The 25566-nt window shown below is 63.6% G+C and carries 23 protein-coding genes and 1 pseudogene; 12 read left to right on the top strand and 12 right to left on the bottom strand.

Annotation, left to right across the window (positions count from 1 at the left end):
* Positions 1-11: 11 nt before the first annotated feature.
* From EGJ86_RS06000 to EGJ86_RS05980, 5 genes are all read left to right on the top strand, one after another.
* On the top strand, positions 12-1280 hold the full coding sequence (locus EGJ86_RS06000; RefSeq protein ID WP_125834409.1) for a zinc-dependent alcohol dehydrogenase: 1269 nt from the start codon (positions 12-14) through the stop codon (positions 1278-1280).
* Positions 1281-1296: 16 nt separating this feature from the next.
* On the top strand, positions 1297-2085 hold the full coding sequence (locus tag EGJ86_RS05995; protein ID WP_125834408.1) for an endonuclease/exonuclease/phosphatase family protein: 789 nt from the start codon (positions 1297-1299) through the stop codon (positions 2083-2085).
* Positions 2082-3284, top strand: a complete 1203-nt coding sequence (gene clsB, locus EGJ86_RS05990) for a cardiolipin synthase ClsB (RefSeq protein WP_125834407.1) — start codon at positions 2082-2084, stop codon at positions 3282-3284. Before EGJ86_RS05995 ends, clsB begins: the two co-directional genes overlap by 4 nt.
* Positions 3281-4255 (top strand): lysylphosphatidylglycerol synthase domain-containing protein, encoded by a 975-nt coding sequence (locus tag EGJ86_RS05985; RefSeq protein WP_106732323.1) that lies wholly within the window; start codon positions 3281-3283, stop codon positions 4253-4255. Before clsB ends, EGJ86_RS05985 begins: the two co-directional genes overlap by 4 nt.
* Before the next feature lie 155 nt (positions 4256-4410).
* Positions 4411-4632: a hypothetical protein gene (locus EGJ86_RS05980; RefSeq protein ID WP_106732324.1), complete on the top strand. Its 222-nt coding sequence runs from the start codon at positions 4411-4413 to the stop codon at positions 4630-4632.
* A 54-nt stretch (positions 4633-4686) separates the two neighbouring features.
* Here EGJ86_RS05980 and EGJ86_RS05975 read toward each other — a convergent pair whose 3' ends face one another.
* On the bottom strand, positions 4687-7152 hold the full coding sequence (locus tag EGJ86_RS05975) for a glycogen/starch/alpha-glucan phosphorylase (RefSeq protein ID WP_125834406.1): 2466 nt from the start codon (positions 7150-7152) through the stop codon (positions 4687-4689).
* A gap of 181 nt (positions 7153-7333) precedes the next feature.
* Here EGJ86_RS05975 and EGJ86_RS05970 point away from each other — a divergent pair, with 181 nt between their 5' ends.
* The 4 genes from EGJ86_RS05970 (at position 7334) to EGJ86_RS05955 (ending at position 10100) form a co-directional block, all read left to right on the top strand.
* Positions 7334-7762 (top strand): hypothetical protein, encoded by a 429-nt coding sequence (locus EGJ86_RS05970; protein ID WP_256672341.1) that lies wholly within the window; start codon positions 7334-7336, stop codon positions 7760-7762.
* Complete coding sequence (locus EGJ86_RS05965) at positions 7762-8850, top strand: DUF3182 family protein (protein WP_125834429.1); 1089 nt, start codon at positions 7762-7764, stop codon at positions 8848-8850. The genes EGJ86_RS05970 and EGJ86_RS05965 overlap by 1 nt, the downstream gene beginning before the upstream one ends.
* The gene (locus EGJ86_RS05960; protein ID WP_125834404.1) at positions 8847-9617 is read left to right on the top strand and encodes a S9 family peptidase; all 771 of its coding nucleotides are present in this window, start codon (positions 8847-8849) and stop codon (positions 9615-9617) included. The genes EGJ86_RS05965 and EGJ86_RS05960 overlap by 4 nt, the downstream gene beginning before the upstream one ends.
* A gap of 69 nt (positions 9618-9686) precedes the next feature.
* Entirely contained in the window at positions 9687-10100 is a 414-nt protein-coding gene (locus EGJ86_RS05955) for a CBS domain-containing protein (RefSeq protein ID WP_125834403.1), read from the top strand.
* Positions 10101-10223: 123 nt separating this feature from the next.
* On the opposite strand, the gene glgB is transcribed toward EGJ86_RS05955, so the two are convergent.
* The 4 genes from glgB to EGJ86_RS05935 all read right to left on the bottom strand — a co-directional run bounded on the left by glgB (position 10224) and on the right by EGJ86_RS05935 (position 18358).
* Complete coding sequence (gene glgB, locus EGJ86_RS05950) at positions 10224-12386, bottom strand: 1,4-alpha-glucan branching protein GlgB (RefSeq protein WP_125834402.1); 2163 nt, start codon at positions 12384-12386, stop codon at positions 10224-10226.
* On the bottom strand, positions 12383-15682 hold the full coding sequence (gene treS, locus EGJ86_RS05945) for a maltose alpha-D-glucosyltransferase (RefSeq protein WP_125834401.1): 3300 nt from the start codon (positions 15680-15682) through the stop codon (positions 12383-12385). Before treS ends, glgB begins: the two co-directional genes overlap by 4 nt.
* A 16-nt stretch (positions 15683-15698) precedes the next feature.
* A complete protein-coding gene (locus EGJ86_RS05940) occupies positions 15699-17681 on the bottom strand; it encodes an alpha-1,4-glucan--maltose-1-phosphate maltosyltransferase (protein ID WP_125834400.1) in 1983 nt (660 codons plus the stop codon).
* 152 nt (positions 17682-17833) lie between these two features.
* Complete coding sequence (locus tag EGJ86_RS05935) at positions 17834-18358, bottom strand: MgtC/SapB family protein (RefSeq protein ID WP_125834399.1); 525 nt, start codon at positions 18356-18358, stop codon at positions 17834-17836.
* A 152-nt stretch (positions 18359-18510) separates the two neighbouring features.
* On the opposite strand from EGJ86_RS05935, the gene EGJ86_RS05930 reads away from it, so the two are divergent.
* Positions 18511-18891, top strand: coding sequence for a Rho termination factor N-terminal domain-containing protein (locus EGJ86_RS05930; RefSeq protein WP_125834398.1), 381 nt, complete (start codon positions 18511-18513; stop codon positions 18889-18891).
* A gap of 121 nt (positions 18892-19012) precedes the next feature.
* On the opposite strand, the gene EGJ86_RS05925 is transcribed toward EGJ86_RS05930, so the two are convergent.
* The 4 genes from EGJ86_RS05925 to EGJ86_RS05910 form a co-directional block, all read right to left on the bottom strand.
* Positions 19013-19213, bottom strand: a complete 201-nt coding sequence (locus EGJ86_RS05925; protein ID WP_125834397.1) for a hypothetical protein — start codon at positions 19211-19213, stop codon at positions 19013-19015.
* Positions 19210-19632, bottom strand: a complete 423-nt coding sequence (locus EGJ86_RS05920; protein WP_125834396.1) for a hypothetical protein — start codon at positions 19630-19632, stop codon at positions 19210-19212. The genes EGJ86_RS05925 and EGJ86_RS05920 overlap by 4 nt, the downstream gene beginning before the upstream one ends.
* A gap of 72 nt (positions 19633-19704) precedes the next feature.
* A complete protein-coding gene (locus EGJ86_RS05915) occupies positions 19705-20049 on the bottom strand; it encodes a DUF2892 domain-containing protein (RefSeq protein WP_125834395.1) in 345 nt (114 codons plus the stop codon).
* Positions 20050-20128: 79 nt separating this feature from the next.
* Positions 20129-21265: a carboxylate-amine ligase gene (locus EGJ86_RS05910; protein ID WP_125834394.1), complete on the bottom strand. Its 1137-nt coding sequence runs from the start codon at positions 21263-21265 to the stop codon at positions 20129-20131.
* A gap of 172 nt (positions 21266-21437) precedes the next feature.
* On the opposite strand from EGJ86_RS05910, the gene EGJ86_RS05905 reads away from it, so the two are divergent.
* A complete protein-coding gene (locus EGJ86_RS05905) occupies positions 21438-22829 on the top strand; it encodes an iron-containing redox enzyme family protein (protein WP_125834393.1) in 1392 nt (463 codons plus the stop codon).
* Between the two features lie 24 nt (positions 22830-22853).
* Complete coding sequence (locus tag EGJ86_RS05900) at positions 22854-23822, top strand: class I SAM-dependent methyltransferase (RefSeq protein ID WP_125834392.1); 969 nt, start codon at positions 22854-22856, stop codon at positions 23820-23822.
* 65 nt (positions 23823-23887) lie between these two features.
* On the opposite strand, the gene EGJ86_RS05895 is transcribed toward EGJ86_RS05900, so the two are convergent.
* The 3 genes and pseudogenes from EGJ86_RS05895 to EGJ86_RS05885 form a co-directional block, all read right to left on the bottom strand.
* On the bottom strand, positions 23888-24358 hold the full coding sequence (locus EGJ86_RS05895; RefSeq protein WP_125834391.1) for a hemerythrin domain-containing protein: 471 nt from the start codon (positions 24356-24358) through the stop codon (positions 23888-23890).
* Positions 24359-24458: 100 nt separating this feature from the next.
* Positions 24459-24590 (bottom strand): annotated as a pseudogene (locus tag EGJ86_RS05890) (general stress protein); the annotation flags it as partial.
* 108 nt (positions 24591-24698) lie between these two features.
* Entirely contained in the window at positions 24699-25553 is an 855-nt protein-coding gene (locus EGJ86_RS05885; protein WP_125834390.1) for an SDR family oxidoreductase, read from the bottom strand.
* Between the last annotated feature and the right edge of the window lie 13 nt (positions 25554-25566).

The following is a 25566-nucleotide window of genomic DNA, read 5'->3' as shown; positions in this document are numbered from 1 at the left end:
GGGAGAGATTCATGAAAGCAGTGGTATTTCACGACATCGGCGACATCCGCCTGGATGACGTGCCAGAACCCGAGGTACAGGCCAGTACCGACGCGGTCATTCGCATTACCGCCTCGGCCATCTGCGGTACAGACCTGCATTTTGTGCGTGGCACAGTGGGCGGCATGCGCAAGGGCACCATCCTTGGTCATGAGGCCGTGGGCATCGTCGAGGCGCTGGGCAGCGATGTGCGCAATCTCAATATCGGCGATCGCGTTGTGGTGCCCTCCACCATCGCCTGTGGCAATTGCAGCTATTGCCGAGCCGGCTACTACGCCCAGTGCGACGAGGCCAATCCCAATGGCAAGCAGGCCGGCACCTCCTTTTACGGCGGCCCGGAAATCACCGGCGCCTTCCATGGACTGCAAGCCGAGATGGCGCGCATTCCCTTCGCCAATATCGGCCTGGTGAAACTGCCTAGCGAGATCAGCGATGACCAGGCCATCCTGCTCTCCGATACTTTCCCCACCGGTTATTTCGGCGCAAAACTGGCCGAAGTCGGTAGCGGCGATACCGTCGCCGTCTTCGGCGCCGGGCCGGTCGGCCAGTTCGCCATCGCCAGCGCCAAACTGCTGGGTGCCGCACGCGTATTCGCCATCGATCACCTCGATGATCGCCTCGACATGGCCCGCCGCCAGGGCGCCGAAGTGATCAACTTCGACCGCGAAGATCCGGTCGACACCCTGCGTCGGCTGACCAACGGCATTGGCGTGGACCGTGCCATCGATGCCGTGGGCATCGATGCCCAGTGCCCTGCCCACGGCCACTCGCCGCGCCAGCCAGAAGGCCACGAATGGCAACCGGGCGATGCGCCCGAGCAGGCCTTGCAGTGGGCCGTCGATGCCCTGGCCAAGGCCGGCACGCTGGGCATCATCGGCGTTTATCCGCACCAGGCACGTGAGTTTCCCATCGGCCAGGCGATGAACAAGAACCTCAGCATCAACATGGGCAACTGCAACCACCGCCGCTACATCCCGCAACTGATCGAGATGGTCCAGGCTGGACGCATCGACCCTGCGAAGATCCTCACCCAGGTCAAGCCCATGAGTGACGCCATCGAAGCCTTTAAGGCCTTCGATCGACGTGACAGCGGCTGGATCAAGGTGCAACTGCAGCCGGCGAAGAACGACGCCAGCCACGGCAGCGAAGAGCAGGTGCATGGCGAGGTGCTTCTCGATCGTGCTATCGCCGACGCCGATCCGCTCGGTGAGTCGCGCTCGAAAAAGCCCGGCAGCCTGTGAGCGAGCGTGACCGAACATGAACAACACCATTGCCAAACCGGAGGTGATCATCGACCGAGTGACACCGGTCAAGCGCCTGCGCGTGCTGACGATCAACACGCACAAGGGCTTCACCGCTCTCAACCGTCGTTTCATCCTGCCGGAATTGCGCAGCGCCGTGCAGTCCACCGGGTCGGACCTGGTATTTCTGCAGGAAGTGCTCGGCGACCATGCCCTACACGCCAAACGCTTCCATGACTGGCCGAGCGTGCCGCAATACGAATTTCTCGCCGACAGCATGTGGCCGCAGTTCGCCTACGGGCGCAATGCCGTCTACCCGGACGGCCACCACGGCAACGCCCTGCTCTCGCGCTTTCCCATTCTCGAACATCACAACCTCGACGTGACGGTCAGCGGCACCGAGCAACGCGGCCTGCTGCATTGCCGTCTCGACGTGCCGGGGCACGATGCCGTGCATGCGGTATGCGTGCACCTGGGGTTACGTGAGGCGCACCGCCGTCAGCAGATGGGGTTGTTGCTGGATTTGCTGGCGACCTTCGAACCCAGTGCACCGGTGATAGTCGCCGGTGACTTCAACGACTGGCGCCTGCGCGCGGACGACCTGCTAGCCCCCCATGGCCTGCGCGAAGCGTTCGAGCATCGCCACGGCAAACCTGCGCGCAGTTTCCCGGCACGCATGCCGCTGCTACGCCTGGATCGGATCTACACCCGCAATGCCTCGGCGCACGAGCCACAGGTATTGTCCACTCGGCCCTGGTCGCACCTCTCCGATCACGCGCCACTGGCAGCGGAGATTCACCTGTGAGTGGCATATGGCGAGACGGCAACCAGCTGCGCCTGCTGATCAATGGCGAAGACTATTACCCGCGGGTGTTCGAATGCATTCGCGCGGCGCGCATCGAGGTGCTGCTGGAAACCTTCATCATCCGTGAAGACAAGGTCGGCCTCGAACTGCAGGAGGTACTGATCGAAGCGGCGCGGCGTGGCGTGCGCATCGTCCTCGCCGTGGACGGCTACGGCACCGCCGACCTGCAGCATGAGTACGTCGCCGCACTGACCCGCGAGGGCGTGAAGATCCATGTTTTCGATCCCAGCCCCCGGCGTTTTGGCATGCGTACCAATCTGTTCCGTCGCCTGCACCGCAAGCTGGTGGTGATCGATGGCCAGCGCGCCTTCGTCGGCGGCATCAACTATTCGGCCGACCATCTCGGCGACTTCGGTGAAATGGCCAAGCAGGACTACGCCGTCGAAGTGGTAGGCCCTATCCTCAGCGACCTGCACGTAGCCATGCAGCGCTTACTACGTCCGGCGCTAAGCGAGCCGAGCCCGGCGCAGCCATCCAGAGAGCCGGTGGGCGATGCGCGCGTGATGCTGCTGGAGCGCGACAACGAGCGCCACACCACTGATATCGAGGACGAACACCTGCGCGCCTTCGAATCGGCGCGCACACGCGTAGTGATTGCCAACGCCTATTTCTTCCCTGGTTACCGCGTGCTGCGCGCCTTGCGCAATGCGGCGCAGCGTGGCGTACAGGTCACCCTGATCCTGCAGGGCCAGCCAGACATGCGCTGGGTCCAGGCCTTCTCGCGCCTGCTCTACAACTATCTGCTACGCGATGGCGTGGTGATCTACGAATACTGCCAGCGCCCGTTGCACGGCAAGGTGGCGCTGGTGGACGACGAATGGTCCACGGTGGGCTCGAGCAACCTCGATCCGCTGAGCCTGGCGCTGAACCTGGAAGCCAACCTGGTGATTCAGGATCAGGCCTTCAACCACTACCTGCATGACCATTTGCTCGAGCTGTCCGCCGAGCACTGCAAGCGCATCGAACTCGAACGCGTGATACGCGGCTACTGGTGGCGCGCGCCACTGGTGTTCCTGTGCTTTCACTTTCTGCGCCGCTTCCCGACCATCGCCGGCTGGCTGCCGGCGCACCGCAAGAGACTGAAACCGCTGGAGCCAGCCGACAAGGCCAGCGGCTATGAAGAGGAAAAAACTGGATGAATGGTGCCCAGAACAACCCCTGGATGCGCTGGGGAAAACGCGCACTGACCCTGTTCTTTCTACTGGCCATACCGGCATTGCTGTACATGCTCGCGCGCAATCTGGACTGGGGCGAAGTGCGCCAGTCGCTCAGCGACTACAGCGTGCAAACACTGGCAGTAGGTGCGTTGATCGCCTGCGCCAGCTATCTGGTGTTCAGTTGCTATGACCTGCTTGGCCGCCAGTACAGCCGCCATCATCTGCCTGCGCGCCAGGTCATGCCGGTGGCGATGGTCTGTTACGCCTTCAACCTGAACTTCACCACCTGGATTGGCGGCGTGGCGATGCGCTACCGGCTGTACATGCGCCTTGGCCTGAGCGCCTCGACGGTGACACGCATCCTCAGCCTCAGCCTGCTCACCAACTGGACCGGCTACATGGCGCTGGCCGGGGTGATCTTCTCCATGCGCCTGGTGCAGTTGCCCGACAACTGGGGCCTGGGCGTCACCGGCCTGCAATTGGTGGGGTTCGCGCTGCTGGGGGTGGTCAGTGCCTACATCGGCATCTGCGCTTTCTCGCGGCAACGCGTGTGGCACTTGCGCGAGCGGTCGATCACCCTGCCCTCACTGAAGATGGCACTGCTGCAACTGTGCCTGGGCGCAAGCAACTGGGCGCTGATGGCGGCGCTGATCTTCTGGCTGTTGCCGGAGGGTGCGGCCTACACCTCGGTACTCGGCGTGCTGCTGATCAGCTGCATGGCCGCAGTGGTGGCGCATATCCCCGCCGGTCTGGGCGTGCTCGAGGCGGTATTTCTCGCCCTGCTGCAGCATCAGTACAGCCAGGCGAGCCTGATCGCCGCCCTGCTCGCCTATCGTGTGCTCTATTACCTGCTGCCTCTGCTGCTGGCCAGCGTCACCTACCTGGTGCTGGAGAAGCGTGCGAAAACCCTGCGCAAGCAGGGTGAGCAGCACATCGAGACCCAGCCCGGCTAGCGAATAGCGAACAAGCGATGCCTGGTGCAATTGCGCCCGGCACCACGGATGCAGAGGCTGCGGTACCCCGTAGGTGCCATCCGGCGGATGGCGGGAACTTGCAAGCGAGGTGGGCGGGTCTACCTCACATCACTCAGCAAAAACGGAGGCCTCCCATGGCCAAGCCACTGCATCTGATCAGCTACATCCTGCACAACCAGCCCCATAGCGTCGAAGTGGAGTCGGAGCGCGAGCAACTCTCGCCAGACCAGGCGCGCTTCTACCTCAGCGCCCTGCACACCTTCGAGTGGCCCAACGAGTTCACCGACGTGCAGGTCACGCGCATCCTGCATCCGAAGAAAGGCGGCAGCACGCCTGCGCACCGCGTACAGCGCTGAAAGCCTGTTCAACCTCTTGCAGTGGGTCGCTGCAAGAGGTTGAACAGGACGCGCCTAGTCTCCCTCACGCTGCGGCAGCGGTACCTGCCAGATATCTTTGGCATATTCGGCGATGGTGCGACCGGAGGAAAACCAACCCATCCGCGCGGTATTCAGCACCGCCGAACGCCACCACTGTTCGGGCCGCTGCCAGCGTTGATCGACCTGGCGCTGCGCCTTCCAGTAGGCATCGAAGTCGGCGCAGACCATGAAGCGGTCCTCGTACAGCAACGCATCCACCAACCCCACGTAGCGCGCTGGATCGTCCGGCGAAAATACCCCGCCGCGAATAGCGCCAAGGGCGGCTTCCAGTCGTTCCGAATCTGCCACCACATCGCTCATCTCCAGGCCCTGGCGCTGCCGGGCGGCAACCTGCTGGGCGGTCATGCCGAAGATGAACAGGTTCTCTTCGCCGACCCGCTCACATATTTCCACATTGGCACCGTCCAGTGTGCCGATGGTCAGCGCGCCATTGAGGGCGAACTTCATGTTGCTGGTGCCGGAAGCTTCCAGCCCGGCGGTGGATATCTGCTCGGAAAGGTCGGCTGCAGGAATGATGGTCTCGGCCAGGCTGACGTTGTAGTTGGGGATGAACACCACCTTGAGCAGCCCACGTACGGTGGGGTCACCATTGATGGTGCGGCTGATGTCGTTGGCCAGCTTGATGATCAGCTTGGCCTGGCGATAACTGGCCGCCGCCTTGCCGGCGAAGATCTTCACCCGCGGCACCCAATCGGTGGTCGGATCGTTGCGGATGGCCTGGTACAGCGCCACGGTGTGCAGCAGGTTCAGCAACTGACGCTTGTACTCGTGGATGCGTTTGACGTGCACATCGAAGATGGCCGTGGTGTCTAGGCTGATCCCCAGCACTTGCCGGACCCGTGCGGCCAGCGCCTCCTTGTTGCGCTGGCGGCAGAGCGCATATTCGTTGCGAAAATCCTGGCGTTCGGCGAAAGGTTCCAGCGCCTGCAGATGATCCTCTGGGCGATGCAGAACCTGCTCGCCCAGCGCATCGACCAGCAGATGAGTAAGCCCCGGATTGACCTGGAACAACCAGCGGCGAAAGGTCACGCCATTGGTCTTGTTGTTCACTCGGTCGGGGTAGAGCCGATGAAGGTCGCGAAACACCGTGTCGCGCATCAGCCGCGTGTGCAGCGCTGAAACGCCGTTGATGCTGTGCGCACCTAGGAACGCCAGGTTGCCCATGCGCACGCGGCGGCCGTAGTCTTCCTCGATCAGCGACACCGCGCGCAGCAGGCGGAAGTCATGGATGTCCTTGGCGCGCAGCGCATCGATATGTTCGGCGTTGATCAGGTAGATGATCTGCAGGTGCCGTGGCAGCAGACGCTCCATCAACGATACCGGCCACGACTCCAGCGCTTCTGGCAGCAGCGTGTGGTTGGTGTAGGCAGTGGTGGCCACCGTCAGTTGCCAGGCTTGCGCCCAGGGCATGCGATGCTCGTCCACCAGCAGGCGCATCAGCTCGACTACGGCGATGGCCGGGTGAGTGTCGTTGAGCTGGATCGCCACCTGCTGCGGCAGGCTTTGCAGGTCCTGATGCAGTCGCAGGTGGCGCTCGATCAGGTCCTGCAGCGAGGCGGAAACCAGAAAGTATTCCTGACGCAGGCGCAGCTCCTGGCCTGCCTCGGTATCGTCGGCCGGATAGAGCACCCGCGAGATACTCTCCGCGCGCACTTCGCCGGCCACCGCGCCGAAGTGATCGCCGGCATTGAAGCGATCCAGCTGCAGGTTTTCCTCGGCGCGCGCACGCCACAGTCGCAGGGTATTGACCGAGGCGCCGCGCCAGCCCACCACCGGTGTGCCGTAGGCGATGGCACGCACCCTCTCCTGCGGATGCCAATGCTGGCGTGTGCCGCCTGCACCGTCGTCCAGGGGCTCCACGCCCCCGCCAAAGCCGATGCGATACGCCACTTCCGGGCGTTCGAACTCCCAGGGATTGCCAAAATCCAGCCAGGTTTCGGTCTGCTCGGCCTGCCAACCATCGACGATCGCCTGGCGAAACAGCCCGTGTTCATAACGAATGCCGTAGCCGTGAGCGGCCAAACGCAGGGTTGCCATGCTTTCCATGAAACAGGCGGCCAGACGCCCTAGCCCGCCATTACCGAGCGCCGCGTCTGGCTCGACCTCACGGATGTGTTCCATCTCCACACCGAGTTCGGCCATGGCCTGGCGCGCCACGTCGAGCAAGCCAAGGTTGCTCAGGTTGTCCACCAGCAAGCGGCCGATCAGAAACTCCAGGGATAGGTAATAAACGCGTTTGGCGCCCTGGCGCTCGACCTGGGCGGAGGACTCTTCCCAGCGGTCGATCATATGGTCGCGCGTGGCCAGCGCCAGCGCCTCGAACCAGTCATGGTCGAAAGCTGTGCTCGGGTCCTTGCCCACGGCGTAACGCAGCTTGGCCAGGATGGCCGCCTTGAACGCTGCTACGGCACTCCCGGCCTCGCTGTGCGATTCGCTCATATCGATCCCCTAACGCGCGCGTAGATTACAGCCGAAACGATGGGTTCGGCTTTTCTTTGTGGCCTTCGCAACGCTGATGAGTTCAGGGTTTTTCTGCCTGCGCCCCATTGATCAAAAAGCCTGAACTTCGACTTGGCGGCTCCCCTCACAACTCATGAACGCCACTGTCGAGGAGATCATCATGCGAGCCATCATTCCCGGCCTTCTGGTCGGCGCGTTAGCGGCCGGCGACGCGTTGGCCGAGGCCTGCTACGTCAGTGCCAGCGCATCCAGCGATGCCATTGCGGAGGTCGAACAGGAGTTCTGCTACGAGTTCACCGGCATGGACAGGGGCGCCATCGACTGGTCGTGCAATAACGCAACCGGCGACATGATCAACAGCGAGCAACGCAAGGTCGCCAGTTGTGCCGAGGCCAAACTGGGCAGTTGCGAAGCGGCGTTGACCCAGGAAACCCTGACCAACTACCGCTCCGGCGACGACGATCGCGGCGAGGCGCGCCCCGCCGTGCCCAATGAGGCCAAGGTGCTCACCCACTATTACCGGGCAGGCGACCTCAAGCAGGTGCGCATCGACTGTGAGAATTCTGGCGGCACCTGGCGGGACAAATGATGGGCGCGTACAAAGGCCTGCTTTTGCTGCCGGGCACCGCTCAGCACATGGCCCATGAACGCATGGTGAGGCGTCAGCTCGGCGAGAAACTCGCCGCCCTGCTCGGTTGCCCCTTCCTCGGCCCGCATCAGCTGGGCACGCAGGTTCGCGGGCGCCACTATTTCTTGCCTGAAGACACCCTGATCGGCGATGTCGGCGCACTGGACATCGGCGGGCCGGACGATTTCTTCGGCGGCCTGGTCGAACATGCCTTTCTCGCCACCAAGGCCATCAGTCATCCTGCCCTCGACGCTCCTCGCCATTTGCCTGTGGGCTGGTCCGAGCGGTTCGCCCGACAGGTCGATGGCGTCACCTTGCAGGGCTTCAGCGTCTTTGCTCTGGAGGATGCCGTAGAGGCCGGACAACACCTGTTACGCGCCGGGCCGATTCGCCTGAAACCGGTGGACGGCACCGGCGGCCGAGGCCAGCAGGTCGTGCGTTCGCCTGATGAGCTGGACAACGCCCTGGCCGCACTGGATGAGCCGCGTGTGAGGGAACAGGGCCTGGTGCTGGAAGAGGACCTGCAGCAGCCCACTACCTACAGCGTCGGCCAGATCCGGGTGGCGGGTATCACCTTGAGCTACCACGGCACCCAGCAGTTGACCGAGGATGGCAAGGGTAACCAGGTCTACGGCGGCTCGCGCCTGACACTGGTGCGCGGTGACTACTCGGCACTGATGACCCTCGACCTGCCGCGAAGCGTGCGTCTGGCCGTGCAGCAGGCGCGCATCTTCGAGATAGCGGCGCTGGAGGTCTACCCCTCCATTCAGGCCTCGCGGCGCAACTACGACGTGGCTCAGGGGCTGAACGCACGAGGGCAGACACGCAGTGGCGTGCTGGAGCAATCCTGGCGCGTCGGCGGGGCCAGCGCGGCGGAAATCTTCGCCCTGGGAGCGTTCATCAAGAATCCGCAGTTGCACACGCTGCAGGCATCGACCCATGAATACTATCGGGACGCACCACCGCCGCCAGACTCGATCTGCCTGTATCAGGGCCAGGACAGCGAGGACGGCCCGCTGGCCAAATACGTCAAAGTGGGGCCGTCATGAGTGCCTGCAGCCAGAGCCTGGACATTCTGGTGGGTGACCAGCACATCGCCGGCACCCTGCTGACCCCACCGAGCAAAGTTCCCGGCGTGCTTTTCGTCCACGGCTGGGGCGGCAGCCAGCAACGCGACCTGGCCCGTGCCCGTGGTATCGCCGGGCTGGGCTGCGTGTGCCTGACCTTCGACCTGCGCGGGCACGAACGCAACGTCGAAGCCCAGGAGCGCGTATCGCGCGAAGACAACCTGGCCGACATTCTCGCTGCCTACGACCTGCTGGCCGCGCACGAAGCGGTCGACCCCGAATGCATCGCAGTGATCGGTACCAGCTACGGCGGCTACCTCGCTACCTTGCTCAGCGTGCGGCGCCCGGTGCGCTGGCTGGCCCTGCGCGTGCCGGCGCTGTACTGGGACGCGCAATGGCAGTTGCCCAAACGCCTACTGGACGTTGCACGGCTCGCCGAGTACCGGCGCACGCCGCAGCGCGCGCAGGACAATCTGGCGCTCGCTGCCTGCTGCGAATTTCGCGGCGACGTGCTGCTGGTGGAGTCCGAGCATGACGACTTCGTCCCGCACACCACGCTGATGAGCTACCGCAATGCTTTTGACAAGGCGCACTCGCTGACCCATCGCACCATGGCTGGTGCCGACCATGGGCTCAGTGAGGACCGTCATCAGCAAGCCTATACGCGCATCCTGATCGATTGGGTCAGCGAAATGGTGGTGGGCGCGCGGGTAGGCGATTACCCGCATCACCTGGTGCGCTATTCCTGAATCGTTGAGCCTTCGATGCCGCGGTTCGTTCTGGGCATTCGCCCACTCAGCCTGCAAAAGGAGACACCGATGAAAATCAGCAAAATCATGACCCGCAACGTCCGCACCCTCGAACCTGAGCGCAGCATTCGCGAGGCCGCCACGCTGATGGCCGATATCGACAGCGGCGCACTGCTGATCAACGAAGGCGACCGTCTGATCGGCATGATTACCGACCGCGATATCGCTGTGCGCGCCGTGGCCGCTGGCCTGGACGGCAGCACACCGGTGCGCCAGGTGATGAGCAGCGATGTGCGCTATTGCTTCGACGACGAGGACATCGAGCATGTGGCCGCCAATATGGCCGATATCAAGCTGCGCCGCTTGCCGGTGCTCAACCGTGAGAAACGTCTGGTTGGCATCGTTTCGCTGGGCAATATCGCCTCCGGTCACAGCCGGATGGCCAACGACACCGTGCTGCGCGGCGTGACCTCCGCTCACTAACCCTCTGTGGGAGGGGCTTTAGCCGCGATAGGCTAAACCTCTCCCACTATGGATTTGGCTGGACCAGAATCATCACTCCAAAGCGCACCTCGCCCTTCGTGCGAGGCGCTTCAGCGGCGACGCTTATTGGGCAGGCCGCAGAATCAGCGTCGCCAACGGCGGCAATTGCAGATTCAACGAATCGGACTGGCCATGAGCGGCCAGTTGCTCGCTGTGCAGCTCACCCTGCGTGCCAGCGCCTGAACCGCTCCAGCAGCTGTCATCGGTATTGAGCAGCACCTGCCAGCGGCCAGCTTGCGGCACGCCGATGCGGTAGCCGTCGAATACCTGCGGAGTAAAGTTGTGCACCACCAGCAGCGGCGCACTACCCTCACCGCCCTTGCGCAGCCAGGCGAACACACTGTTGCGCGCGTCATCGCCGACCAGCCATTGAAAACCGCTGTCCTGGTCATCGAGGCGGTGCAACGCCGGCTCTTCGCGGTACAAGCGATTCAGCTCGCGTACCAGCGCCTGGGCAGCAGCATGCTCTGGGTACTGCAGCAGGTACCAGTCCAGTTGCTGGTCGTGGTTCCACTCGCCCCACTGACCGAACTCGCAGCCCATGAACAGCAGTTTCTTGCCTGGGTGGCTCCACATCAGGGCGAGGAACAGGCGCAGGTTGGCGAATTGCTGCCAGCGATCACCGGGCATACGCCCGAGCAGCGAGCGTTTGCCGTGCACCACCTCGTCATGGGAGATCGGCAGGATAAAGCGCTCGGAGAAGGCGTAATGCAGGCCGAAGGTGATCTGGTGGTGATGGTGCAGGCGGTACATCGGGTCCTGCTGGATGTAACTCAGGCTGTCGTTCATCCAGCCCATGTTCCATTTGTGGCTGAAGCCCAGGCCGCCCTGCTGCACCGGGCGACTGACGCCAGGCCAGGCGGTGGATTCCTCGGCGATCATCAACGCGTCGGGCACTTCGCTGCGCACCACCTCGTTGAGGTGCTGGAGAAATTCGATGGCCTCCAGGTTCTCGCGCCCGCCGTGGCGGTTGGGAATCCACTGCCCCGCTTCACGCGAATAGTCGCGGTAGAGCATCGATGCCACCGCATCCACGCGCAGGCCGTCGACGTGGTACTCGCGCAGCCAGTACAGCGCGCTGGCCAGCATGAAACCGTGCACCTCGGTGCGGCCGAGGTTGTAGATGCAGGTGTTCCAGTCCGGGTGAAAGCCCTCGAACGGGTGCGCGTATTCGTACAGCGCGGTGCCGTCGAACTCGGCCAGGCCGTGGGCATCGTTGGGGAAATGCCCCGGCACCCAGTCGAGAATCACGCCGATGCCGGCGCGGTGGCAGCGATCGACGAAGGCGGCGAAGCGCTGCGGGCTGCCGAAGCGTGAGGTGGGCGCGAACATCGACAGCGGCTGATAGCCCCAGGAACCGCCGAACGGATGCTCCATGATCGGCATCAGCTCGATATGGGTGAAGCCCAGGTCCTGCACGTAGGGAATCAGCCGTTCCGCCAATTCGTCCCAGTCTGGTGCGTGATCGTTATGCCACTGCCAGGAGCCGGCGTGCAGCTCGTAGATCGCCAGCGGTGCCTGCGAAGCATGGCGCTGTTCGCGCTCGCTCATCCACTGCTGATCCTGCCAGACGAAGGCTTCAGCTTGTGGCACCCGTGAAGCGGTGGCCGGCGGCACCTCGGTGGCCTGCGCCATGGGGTCTGCGCGCAGCGGCAGCACACCGTGCTCACCGAGAATTTCGTATTTGTAGCACTCGCCGGGCTGCAGCCGCGGGATGAACAGCTCCCACACGCCGGCCGGGTAGCGCAGACGCATGGGGTGGCGGCGGCCGTCCCAGCTATTGAAGTCGCCAACCACCGAAACCCGCCGCGCATTGGGCGCCCAGACGGCGAAGCGCACCCCAGGCACGCCTTCGTGCTCCATCGGTGCCGAGCCCAGACAGCGCCACAACTGGCGATGGTTGCCTTCGGCGAACAGGTAGAGGTCGGTGTCACCCAGCAGCGGGCCGAAGGCATAGGGATCTTCCGTCTCCTGCACGCTGCCCGGCCAGTGGATGCGCAGGCGGTAGCGCTGCGCCTGGGGCAGTTGCAATTCGAACAGGCCCTGCGGGTCGCTGCAGTGCATGCGTCCCAGCAGCGAGCCGTTGCGGGCCAGCAGGTCCACCGCGTCGGCGTCGGGCAGCCAGACTCGCACCAGGCTCTCGTCGCCTTGCGGGTGTGGGCCGAGGAAGCTGAAAGGATCGCCATCTTCGGCGCGCTGCAGGCGCTGCACTCTGTTCTGATTCAAGGTCGCACTCCCGGCAATTGATTAGCGAGATCCACCAGCCCCTGCAACGGGACATCGATCCAGTCGGGGCGGTGGCCGCTTTCGTAGACGATTTCATAGACAGCCTTTTCCAGGCAGAACAGGTCGAGGGCGGCGCCCTCGCCGTAGCGTTGGTGCCATTCGTGGGGCAAGCCGTTGGCGGCCAGACGATAGGCATCGAGAAAGGCACTGCACGATTGCTCGCGGTAGCGCGACACCACGTCGCGAACTACCTGCTGGGCGTTCGCCGCGCCTTCCACGCCACCGGCGTTACGCTGTGCTACCGCTGCCGCGTAGTCGAAGGAGCGCAGCATGCCGGCGACGTCCTTGAACGGGCTGTGGCGCTGGCGGCGCTCCTCCAGCGAGCGGTTGGGCTCACCCTCGAAGTCGATGATGTAGGCATCGCCCTGCACCACCAGGACCTGGCCCAGGTGAAGGTCGCCATGCACCCGTATGCGCAGGCCACCTGCCGCCTGCGTTGCCAGGCGGGTGACCGCTTCCAGCAACGGTTTTTTCCTGGCCAGCAGCCAGTCGGCCTGTTCGGCTGTCGCCGGGCTCAGGGCGTCACGCTGACGAGCCAGAGCCTGTAGGGCTTCCTGCAGCTGCGCGGTGATGGATTTGGCCCAGTGGGCGCTGTCGCGCTCGCCGCTGAGCTGATAACCGAAGTCCGGATTCTCAACCGGCCGCGCCAGTACCGTGTGCATTTCGCCGACGCGTTTGCCGAGTACGCCGGCGAACTGCTGCAGTTCGCCTAGCGCATCGACATCCGGATTGACGGTGCCGCCGGCCAACTGATCGCGGATGGCGCGGTCGAGAGTGTTGAGCGTCCATTGCCAGGCGTCGCCCTGATTGTCCAGATAACGTTGCATCACCATCAGTGTATGGGGCTGGCCTTGCTCGTCGACCCGCACCACTTCGCCAAGAAATGGCGCGACATTGGCGTAGCCGTGATCGGTCAGGAAGCGCCCCATCTCCACCTCCGGGTGGATACCGGGGAAGCCGCGGCGCAACAGCTTGAGCAACAGCTGCTCGCCGATCAGCACCGAACTGTTGGACTGCTCGGCCGAAAGCAGCTTGAAGTCGTTCTCGTCGATACCGTCGAGCACCAGCAGCGCCACCTCGGCGCGGAACTGCAATTCGCCGCCAGCGCTGCGCAGCACTGCCTGCTCACGCAGCAGGCGCAGGACCTGCTGGCTGAACTGCGGCAGGCTGAAGGCATCGGTCAGCAGCTCCACATGGCGGCCCCGGCGCAGCCGGGCCAGTGCCAGTTGCTGCGGCAGGTCGTTACCCTCGGCGCGTTCCGGCACAGCCGCCAGCGGCAAGCGGTAATGCTCGACGCCACCAGCCCCCGTCACCTGTACCTCGGCTAGCAGCGGCGCGTTGGCATCGTTGCCAAGTGGCATCGCGTACAACACGCTGACGGCCGGGCGCTGTTCACCCGCGAACCAGCGGCGCTTGGGCAGATACAACGGCAGCGACTCGCGCTCCAGCGTCTGCCGTGCGCGCCCGTCCATCACTTCGTTCAGGGCGCGCCCCAGCACCAGGGTCTGCAGCTCCGGCATACGCTCCACCGGTTTCAGGTGCCAGCTGGGCATCTGCGAGGCGTCGGCCAGGTAGAACCAGTAGAAACCGTACGGCGGCAACGTCAGCAGGTAGGTGAGCTGGCCAATGGGCGGGAACGAGGCGCCGCCGATCATCTCCACTGGTACCCGGTCGCGGTACTCAGCCAGTTCCAGTTCGACGGCCTGGGCCGCGCTGGACAGGTTGGCCACGCAGAGGATCTGCTGCTCGCTGCCATCCTCGCCTCGATGCACGCGCAGGTAGGCCAGGATGCGCCGGTTACTCGGCGCCAGCATCGTCAGCGCGCCACGGCCGAAAGCCTTGTGCTGGTTGCGGATGGCGAGCATGCGCCGCGTCCAGTTGAGCAGCGAATGCGGGTCGCGCGCCTGCGCCTCGACGTTGATGGTCTGGTAGCCGTACAGCGGGTCCATGATCGGCGGCAGTACCAGGCTCGCTGGATCGGCGCGGGAGAAGCCGCCGTTGCGGTCCACCGACCATTGCATCGGCGTACGCACGCCATCACGGTCGCCGAGGTAGATGTTGTCGCCCATGCCGAGCTCGTCACCGTAGTACAGCGTCGGCGTGCCGGGCATCGACAGCAGCAGGCTGTTGAGCAGCTCGATGCGCCGCCGGTCACGCCCTACCAGGGGCGCCAGGCGCCGGCGAATGCCGAGGTTGATCCGTGCGCGACTGTCGGCGGCGTAGTAGTTCCACAGGTAGTCGCGCTCGTCGTCGGTGACCATCTCCAGGGTCAGCTCATCGTGGTTGCGCAGGAAGATGGCCCATTGGCAACTGGGCGGAATCTCCGGCGTCTGACGCAGAATGTCGGTGATCGGGAAGCGGTCTTCCTGGGCGATGGCCATGTACATGCGCGGCATCAGCGGGAAGTGGAAGGCCATGTGGCATTCGTCGTCCTCGCCAAAATACGGACGGGTGTCCTCCGGCCACTGGTTGGCCTCGGCCAGTAGCAGGCGATCCGGATAGCGCGCATCCAGTTCGGCGCGGATGCGCTTGAGCACGGCATGGGTCTCCGGCAGGTTCTCGCTGCTGGTGCCGTCACGCTCGATCAGGTACGGAATGGCGTCCAGGCGCAGGCCATCGACGCCCATGTCGAGCCAGAAGCGCATCACCCCGAGCACGGCTTCGAGCACCTTGGGATTGTCGAAATTGAGGTCCGGCTGATGCGAGTAGAAGCGGTGCCAGAAGTACTGGCCGGCCATCGCGTCCCAGGTCCAGTTGGACTTCTCGCTGTCGATGAAGATGATCCGTGTGCCGGCGTACTTCTCGTCGCTGTCAGACCAGACGTAATAATCACGAGCCTTGGAGCCCTTCTTCGCCCGGCGTGCGCGCTGGAACCAGGGGTGCTGATCGGAGGTGTGGTTGATCACCAGCTCGGTGATCACACGCAGGCCGCGCCGGTGCGCCTCGGCGATGAAGCGCCGGGCGTCGGCCAGGCTGCCATAGTCCGGGTGGACATCGTTGTACTTGGCGATGTCATAGCCGTCGTCACGCCGTGGCGAGGGATAGAACGGCAGCAGCCAAAGGGTATTCACACCCAGCTCGGCGATGTAGTCGAGCTTGTCGATCAGGCCCTGAAAGTCGCCGATGCCGTCGTTGTTGGCGTCGAAGAAGGACTTCACGTGGACCTGATAGATCACCGCGTCCTTGTACCACTGCGGGTCGTTGAGGAAGGTCTTGCCGGCGCTGCGCTTGGCCATGGTGATACTCCGTTGTTCACCGGGCGGTCTGGACTCGCCATATGCTGAAAGGCAGGTGCCAGGGTTCGATGCGCATCCACTGCACCTTGCCGTGCCAGGTCCAGCGGTGGCCGTTCATCAGGTCTTCACCGGCCACCGAGGCATCGTCTGGCAGGCCCAGCTCCCACAGCGGCAGTTCGAAGTGCGCTTCCTGGGCGTGATGCGGATCGAGGCTGATGGCGATCAGGATGAAGTTGCTCAGATCAGCCGTGCGCTTGCCGAAGTAGAGGATGTTGTCGTTCCACGCGGTGTAGGCCTGGAAGCCCAGATGGGTCTGCAACGCCGGGTTCTCGCGGCGAATCTGGTTGAGCCGGGTGATCTCGGCGTTGATGTTGCCGGGGGCCTGGTAGTCGCGTGGCCGCAGCTGGTACTTCTCCGAATCGAAGTACTCCTCCTTGCCCGGCACCGGCTCGGCCTCGCACAGCTCGAAGCCCGAATACATGCCCCACAAGCCGGAGCCCATGGTCGCCAGCGCAGCGCGGATGAGAAAGCCGGGCCGGCCGCTGCGCTGCAGGAAATAGGGATTGATATCCGGCGTGTTGACGAAGAAGTTCGGCCGATAGCAATCGCGCCAGGGCGGCTGGTTAAGCTCCTCGAAGTAGGCCTGCAGCTCGGCCTTGGTGTTGCGCCAGGTGAAGTAGGTGTAGCTCTGGCTGAAGCCGAGCTTGCCCAGGCGCGCCATCATGGCCGGGCGGGTGAAGGCCTCGGAGAGGAAGATCACCTCGGGATGGGGTTCACGCACGTCGGCGATCAGCCATTCCCAGAACGGCATCGGCTTGGTGTGCGGGTTGTCGACGCGAAACAGCGTCACGCCCTGCTCCACCCAACCCAGCACCACATCGCGCAACGCCAGCCACAGATCCGGCATGGCGTCTTCGGCATAGAACTCGACGTTGACGATGTCCTCGTACTTCTTCGGCGGGTTCTCGGCATGGCGAATGCTGCCGTCCGGGCGCCAGCTGAACCAGCCGGGGTGCTGCTTGAGCCAGGGGTGATCGGGTGAGCACTGCACGGCGAAATCCAGCGCCACTCCCAGGCCATGTTCGCGGGCCACTTGTACCAGTTGGCGAAAATCCTCGAGGCTGCCGAGCTGCGGGTGCACGGCCTCATGACCGCCCTCCTCGCCGCCGATGCCGTATGGGCTGCCGGGGTCGCCTGGGCCGGCCTTGAGGCTGTTGTTCGGCCCCTTGCGGTGCGCCCGGCCGATGGGATGAATCGGCGGGAAATACAGCACATCGAAGCCCATCCGGGCGATCTCGGGGATGCGTGCGTGCACGTCGGCGAAGGTGCCGTGGCGCTGCTCGTCGCCCAGCGAGCGGGGAAACAGCTCATACCAGCTGGCGAATTCGGCCAGGCTGCGCTCGACGTCCAACGGGTAGTTCGGCGTGCGCAGCAGGTGCGGCCGATATTCGGCGCGGCGCATCAGCTCGTTGACCGAAGGATCGATCAGCACCGCCTCGCGTTCAGACTGCGATTGCGAGGCCTCCATGCGTTCGATCAGCGCTGTAAGCTCGGCACGCAATGGTTCCGGGGCCTGCGCGGCGATACGCCGGACCAGCTGCGCGCCCTCCTGCAGTTCGAGTTCTACCGGCACACCGGCACCGAGCTTCTTCACCAGTTCCTGGCGGAAGCTGGCGTAAACGTCCAGCCAGGCCTCGATGGCGAATTCGCCACGGCCCTGCTGGTCGATGCGCAGCTCTGCGCTCCAGTGATCATTGCCCAGCGCCTGCATCGGCTTGCGCTGCCAAGTGGCTTCGCCACCTGCGCGCCACAGCAGGTCGGCGGCCAGTTGCTCATGTCCATCGCTGAATATCACCGCACTGACCGGCAACGGCCGGCCGCTCAGGCATTTGCTGGCGAAGCGGCCACCTTCAATGATCGGCTGTACCGCTTCAATGGCGATTCTGGGCTGGGCAATGGCGTGTCTGACGGTCTGGTCGGCATGCTGCGGGGACGGCATCTTTCCTGGCTCCTCTACGCCTGGCAGACGTGTTCGAAGGGATGGGCAGACAGGTTTGCGACAGCGCGCGAAGCGCTGCACCTGTCAGAAATTCCGAGGCGGAGGCAGTGGGAAAAGTTCAGGCAGTTTTTGCCCGTTCACCGGGCTGACGGCTATTGCCTGTCGCCCGGCTTTTCATCGGCCTGGTCGTCCGGCTTGGTTCTGGTGCCTGGATCTACCATCAGTGGCATGAGGTGTAGCACCACCAGCACAATCACCGTGGACAGCACGGCGGTGGCCTCGCGCCCGAGGCCGACCGCCACGCCGATGGCGGCCGAGGCCCACAGGCCGGCTGCGGTGGTCAGGCCTTTGACGTCGGAAATGTTCTGGCCTTTGAGGATGGTGCCGGCGCCGAGAAAGCCGACGCCCGCGGCGATGCCCTGGATCACCCGGCTCATTGCATCGGCTTCGGCGCCGTCCTGTTCCAGGGCCATGACGAAGATCGCTGCGCCGAGGCAGACCAGCATGTGCGTGCGCATGCCGGCGGCCTTGCCCATCACCTCGCGTTCGTAGCCGAGCAGGCCGCCGAGGAACATGGCCAGAATCAGGCGCAACGTGGCGCGGGTGATGTGCTCTACCTGGCCGAGGTCAGAAAACTCCTGCGCCAGGGTCGTGAGAATTCGTTCGAGTACGTCCATCGTCGTTCAATCTCCATGGATGCTTTGCATCAGAGCGAATCCGGTGCGCAGAGGTTCGAGTCATCGTTGCCGCCGGTTATCCGAAACCGGGAACCTGTGCTCCATAAGGCATTCAGTTCCCTTAGAGACCCAAACCAGTAGGGAGAACGCTCATGCCACGTGGCAGCAAAGACAAATACACTGCTAAGCAGAAACGCAAGGCCGAACACATCGAGGACAGCTACAAGGAGCGCGGCGTACCCGAAGACGAGGCCGAGGCGCGCGCCTGGGCCACGGTCAACAAGCAGTCCGGCGGTGGTGAAAAAGCCGGCGGTTCCGGGCAGAAGACCAGCGCGGCCAGCAAGGAGGCTGCTCGCAAGTCCTCGGCACGGCGTGCGGTGGCGACCCGCGAGGGCGTGCCCCGGCCCGGCCGGCGCCTGGAAACGATGACCAAGACCGAGCTGATGGACCTGGCACGCAAGCGGGATATCAGCGGGCGCTCCAGCATGAGCAAGGACGAGCTGCTGCAGGCGCTACGCAAGGCCAGCGCCTGAGGCGGCGGGCAATGACTAGGCCGGCCTGAAGGTCTCGTCATTCTCGCGCAGGATTCCCGCGCAGGCGGGAACCCAGAACGCCCTGCGAGCCGGACTCCCGCCTACGCGGGAGTGACGTCCATCAAGACACCAGTTCTCGCTCACGCTCCACGCGCTCGCCGCAATCGCAGCCAGCGCTCTGGCACGGGACCATGCCCTTGGGGTGACGCTGCATGCAGGCTTCGCAGCAATACAGCAGATCTTCGCCCGCCACTTCGTGCACCCACTCGCGAGACTCGACCGCGCAATCGCAATGTGGGCATGCACAGGTATGTGCGTTCATGGCTCGCCCTCCTCGTCGGTGGATACCACTTCATCGGTCCAGGGTTTGCCATCGAGCGGAGCCGAGCGCGCCAGTTCCGCTTCGTCGAGGCCAAAGCCGCCACCGACCTCACTCTCCTCGACCACGCTCAGCTCTTCATCGAGAGCGCCATCGCCGCCACGCTCAAGCGGCGAGCGTGCACCGCTGTCATCGATCAGCGTATCCGGGCTGAGATCGTCGAGGCTGACGTTGTCCTCATGCTCGCTTTCGCCGAGAGTCGCCGCGCCGGTCAGGCCGATTTCATCCTCTGGGTTGGACGATGGACGCGCGGTCGGCTGCAAGGTGGGCTCGCCGGTGCCGAGGCTGTCTTCGTCATCGCTGAAGTCCAGTGGTTGGTCATCGATTCGTTCCGCGGTGGAGCCTGGAGTAGTGTCTTTCATGGGATACCTCCTTCGAACGATATGGGCCGCGCATGGCGACGACGCAGATGCACCATCGCCCGTGCGCTCGACTCAAGGCGAAATCGGGTCGCTGGCAGGAAAGGTTTCTTCCAGCGCATGATTCAGCCGACTTTCCTGGCGCCCCTTGACCCGCTCCATTTCCTTCTGCAGTTTCGGTAGCGCCGCGCGCAGATCGGCCACGCACTCACGCAGGCATTGGAGTTCGCTCTTGGGGTCGCTGATCAAGCCCTTGACCACGCAATGTCCGCTGATCCCGCGCTGCAGCAGCGCAGCGCCGCCAAGGGCCTTGAGCACGCCTGACGAGCCGCCCTGGCAAACGCCGGCGACGATGGCGGTGGCGCCGGAGGCGAGTGAGATGGCACGTTCCAGACGATGAACGTTATGGGTCAGTGACATGGCGTTTCTCCTTAGCGTTGGATGGAGGAGCCCATTGCGGCCCCCGTGAGATTTAGAAAGTCAGGTGCACGGCAAAGGTTCAGGCTATTTGCCGAACGTCCTGCAGGGCGGTCTGCTGCATCAGCCTGTCGACCACGTCGAACAGCGCGGCGCGATGCTCGGCGCCACCGCTGCGAGCGCGGCGGTAGGTAATGAGCTGGGACTCGGCGCTGCCGCCGACACGCGCCAGCTTGCGCGCGTGGCTAATGATCCAGCTGTCCTTGGGCGCAATCTGCTCACCGATGCAGGCCAGCACCTCGTCCAGCCAGGCCGAGAATGGCAAGGTGCTCTGGCTACGCGGTTCGATGAACAGCCCGCGCAGGCCCCGGCGCTTTGCGCGCCAGCGGTTTTCCAGGGTAAGGATGCGGGTCAGCGGGTCATCGAACCAATCATCGTGCGGGGCTTCCAGGGCATGGCCGAGCATGGCGCGAAACAGCCCGGCGATGCACAGGGCATCGTCCAGACGCGGGCAGGCATCGGCGATGCGCAGCTCCAAGGTGGGGAAACGCAATGACGGGCGAATGTTCCACCACAGATTGAGGGCCGAGCCGATGCAGTCGGTATCGGTCATCACCTTCAAGTAGCGCCGGTACTCGGCGTCATCGCGAAAGTGATCGGGAATACCCATGCGCGGCCATTCATCGCACACTGCCTGGCGATAGCTCATCAAACCGCACGGGCGGCCATCCCAGAACGACGAGGACGCACTTAGCCCCAGCAATAGTGGCAGCCAAGGTGTCAGCCGGTTCATCAGGCGGATGCGATCGACGCCTTCTGGCACACCGACATGCACATGCAGACCGGCCAGCACGCTGCGGCTGGCGACGATCCGATAGTCGTCGAAGATCGCCCGGTAGCGCGCCATATCGGTCGCCTGCACGCTGCGCCATTGCCCCAACGGATGGGTGCCGGCAGCGAGAATGCCGCAGCCGAACTCGCTGGCCAGCGCGGCCATGGTCGTGCGCGCCTGACCCAGACAGTCGCGCGCCTCATCGAGGCTGTGCAGCACTGGAGTCACCACTTCGAACTGCGCGGCGAACATCTCTCGCGTCACTCGCTGGCCCAGCGCGCGACGACTGGATATGGCGAATGCCTCGACCCCGTGCTGCGCTACGCGGCGGCTGGCCAGGTCTGTCAGAAAATACTCTTCCTCGATGCCGAATGTGCTCGCTGCCATGACTCGCCTGCTCCCGTTATTCCTGTAGTTGAGAACCGTCGGGAGGCCTGAGTTCAACCTCTTTGATCAGTTGTCGGGCAGCGAAAATTCATGGGGAATCTTTATTCGGGTGAACAGCTCCTATGCAACACATCGCCCTCTTATAGATGGACTTATTCAGGAGATCTGCCCCATGTCGATAGCCAGTTTCATCGACAGCCCCGGAGCCCAGCCCGTTTCGCTCGCTCCCGTTTCAGGCCCGTTTCAGAGCCTTTATCAGCAGCTGTTGGCTGAGCCCGAACCGGGCCATCCGCAGGCGCGCGAGTTTCTGTTGGAGTGCTTGCAGGAAGTGGCGGAGCTACCCTGCGAGCTGCCACAAAGCCCCTTTGAACTGGCGGCCTGGTCGCAACGTCATCACAAGCAGGTAGCAGCGGACTACGCTGACTATCTCGCCAAGCGACATGCCGGTGAAGGCCGCCGTTACTTCCCGCGCAAAGCGGATGCCCTGCACTTTCTACGAGCCGTGGCACCAACGAAACTGGTCGACGGTGCCTGGCTGTACGGCGTTTTGCCGCACTGGCGCGACTATCGCGTGTATCCGCTGGTGCGCACCTACCTGGAAGAGCTTGGCGATGGGCTCGCGGCGCAGAATCACGTACTGATCTACCAGCGCCTGCTGGCTGGCCAGGGCTGTGACGACACACTGGAACTGGATGATGGCCTGTATCGCCAGGGTGCGATCCAACTGGCGCTGGGCCTGCTGGCCGACGAGTTTCTGCCTGAAGTGATCGGCTACAACCTCGGCTACGAACAATTGCCGCTGCACCTGTTGATCAGTGCCTTCGAGCTCAATGAGCTGGACATCGACGCCTACTATTTCAAGCTGCACGTCACCATCGACAATGGCTCCAGCGGCCACGCTGCCAAGGCCGTACAGAGCGTGCTGACCAACCTGCCGCGCGTGGGCGACGCCCAGGTGTTCTACCAGCGTGTGCTGCGTGGCTACATGCTCAATGAGCTGGGTGTGGGCTCGACGGACGTGATCGAAAGCTTCGACCTGGAGCAACAGTTGCTGCAGATGTTCGAGCAAAAGCGTGCGGTTGCCAGCCAGGTGCATTCTGACTACTGCCGCATCGCCGGTCGCACGGTCAATGAATGGCTGGGCAGCACCAGCAGTGTGGCGAGCTTTCTCGAAGCGCTGCAAAGCAATAACTGGATACGCCGCGACACGGACCCGGCCTGCAGCCGTTTCTGGCGCCTGATGCAAGGCCCTGGCGCCGCCATGTTCGGTGTTTTCAGCAACTACGAGCGCCAGCTGCTGCACGACTGGATTGCCGGCAGCTGGCAACCGGACGCGCCAGCGAAACCCTTCCGTCCACGGCGCCGGCCACAACCCGCACTCTCGCTCGCAGGCGGTACGCAGCATGGCGAACTGGACCGCGAACGCCGCGAGCTGATTCAGGAGCTGCAAGGTATGGACGTCTATCGCCGCGAAGCTCGTCTGATCGGCCTGCAGGCGCCCGCACAGCATTGGTCCAGTGCTGGCCTGGCAGCCACTCGTACCTTCGCGGCGCTGATCCAGTAGCCGCCCTGCCCCTGGAACCCGCGCATGCTCGAACCCGCCTTCAACGCCCCGCAGAGTCTCGCCCTGCTACGCCTGGGTACGCTCTTGCGTGCCCGCGGTTATCGCTTCGTCACCCCGACGCCGCTCACTCATCAGCGCGTCAACCAGCGTCCGGGTAATGCGTTGGCCAAGGACTTGCGCGATGTTTTCGGCTGGAGCCGGCCGTTCGCTGACGGCGTGCTGGATGAGGAAATCGTCGAATGCATGGGCGAGGCCGAAGTGCTGCAATCTCACGCGCAAGGCTGGATCAGCCAGGTGCGCTGGTCCAGCCTGGGCGACGGGCTCTATGTGCACTCGCGTTTTCCAACGGAGGAAAGCGACGCGGTGTTCTTCGGCCCCGATACCTACCGTTTCACCCGCCTGCTGCGCGATTACCTGACGCACAGCAATCAGCCGCTACGACGTATTGCCGATATAGGCTGCGGCGCCGGCCCAGGCGCGATCACGGCGGCCTTGCTGCGGCCGGGTGCTGAAGTGATGGCACTGGATATAAACCCCAAAGCGCTGAACCTGACCGCCGTGAATGCCCGACTGGCCGGCATCTACAACCTGCGCATACAGAGCAGCGATCTGCTGCGCGATGTGGATGGACAGTTCGATCTGATCATCGCCAACCCGCCCTATATGCTCGATCCACAGCAGCGCACCTATCGCCACGGCGGCGGCAAGCACGGCGCCGGGCTGTCCCTGGCGATTTTCGATACGGCGATGGAAAGACTGGCGCCCGGCGGCACGCTGTTGCTCTACACCGGGGTAGCGATCGTCGATGGCGAGGATCCGTTGCTCAATGCCATACGCTTATCGCTGCGTGACACCTGCTGGGATTGGGACTACGAAGAGATCGATCCGGACGTGTTCGGTGAAGAGTTGCAGAAAGCCGAGTATGCCCAGGCTGAGCGTATTGCCTGCGTGGCGTTGCGCCTGACCTATCAGCCTGGTCTGCGCCAGCGCTAGGCGCTGTAAGAAAAAGGTTGTAGTACCTGCGCCGAACATACGTAGGCGCAGGCCACCACTTGTACTCAAGCCGCTTTGGCTTGCGCGCCGCTCTTCAGGGATTTGCGCAGCACTTCCATCGATTCGCCCAGTTGCTCCAGTTGCTGCTTGCTCAGCAGCTTGCGGGCCTGCGGGAACATGTCGCGCTCCTCTTCCTCGATGTGGTGCTCCAGCAGCTCCTTGAGCACCTTGACCCTGCCTGCGAATTCGAGCGTGGATGGCGACGTCTTCTTGATGTCGGGCAGTACCAGCGCCTCGACGGCACGGTGCTCCTCCTTCGCTTCGATGGCCAGCACGGCGTCATCCTTGCTGCCAGCGCGCCTGAAGGCGGGATAGAAAATCTGCTCTTCGAGTTCGGTATGGACCTTCAATTCCTGCTCGATCTTGAGCAGCAGCTTTTTACGCGTCTGCACCGCTCGCTCAGTGGTTCCTTCCAGTTTGCTCAGCAGGTCTTTGACGGTTTCGTGGTCCTTCTTCAGCAGTTCGATGGCATTCATCGTGTTGCTCTCCTCAGGTCTACCAATCACATCTACAAAAATGCCAGGGCCCGCTGCAAAGCGGGCCCCGGTATGACAGTCACGACTCGCGGCTGCTTTTGGTTTTCTGACCACCTTTGCGTCCGGCCTCGGCGGCTCTCTGACGGTCATTGGCAAAGTTGCCGCCGCTGTTGTGACCGCCCTTACGGCCGGCCTCGGATGCTTTCTGACGATCGTTTGCGAAGTTACCCGGATTTTTACTGGTCGCCATTGCTGGTACCTCCTGATAGTGACTCGCGAGGCGTTATTGCCTCTACATAAATGAGGCAGGCTCTGCCACGAGTCGTTCAGGCTTTTTTCATCAGCCGTTGACCACGCTGCCGCCGTTGACATGCAGCATCTGCCCGGTGACGTAAGAGGCATCGTTGCTGGCCAGATAAACGAATGCCGGGGCAACCTCTGCAGGTTGTCCGGGGCGCCCCAGCGGCGTGTCGGCGCCGAACTCGGAGACCTTCTCGGCGCTGAAGGTGGACGGGATCAGCGGCGTCCAGATCGGCCCGGGTGCAACGCCATTGACGCGAATGCCACGCGGCGCCAGATTGATCGACAGCGAGCGGGTGAACGAGGTGATCGCGCCCTTGGTCGAGGAATAGTCGAGCAACATCGGGTTGCCCTTGTAGGCCGTCACCGAACTGGTATTGATGATGCTCGAGCCCGGCTGCAGATGCTCCAGCGCGACCTTGGTCAGGTGGAACATGGCGAAGATATTGGTGCGGAAGGTCTGCTCCCACTGCGCCTGGTCGACGGCCTCGAGGTTATGCTCGGGATGCTGTTCGCCAGCGTTGTTGATGAGGATGTCGATACGTCCCCACTTGGCGATCACCGCGTCGACCACGCACTGGCAGAAGCCGCCGTCGCCCACGTCACCAGCCAGGGCGATGGCTTCGCCGCCGTGATGTTTCACCTCGTCGAGGGTTTTCTGCGCATCTTCATCCTCGTTCAGGTAAACCAATGCAACCTTGGCGCCTTCCAGGGCGTAGTGCACGGCGACAGCGCGGCCAATACCGCTGTCGCCGCCGGTGATGATCGCCACCTTGCCGGTCAGTTTGCCGGCGGCGCGGTAATCATCGGCAAGGTAGATCGGCTCAGGGTGCATGGCGTGTTCGACACCAGGTTGCCGCTGCTGATGCTGAGGCGGCAGGGTCTTGTCGTTCATCCTTCACTCCTCC

The sequence above is a fragment of the Pseudomonas sp. o96-267 genome (assembly GCF_003935465.1).
GTDB lineage: Bacteria > Pseudomonadota > Gammaproteobacteria > Pseudomonadales > Pseudomonadaceae > Aquipseudomonas > Aquipseudomonas sediminis.
This window is presented reverse-complemented; position numbering and strand designations above follow the sequence as displayed.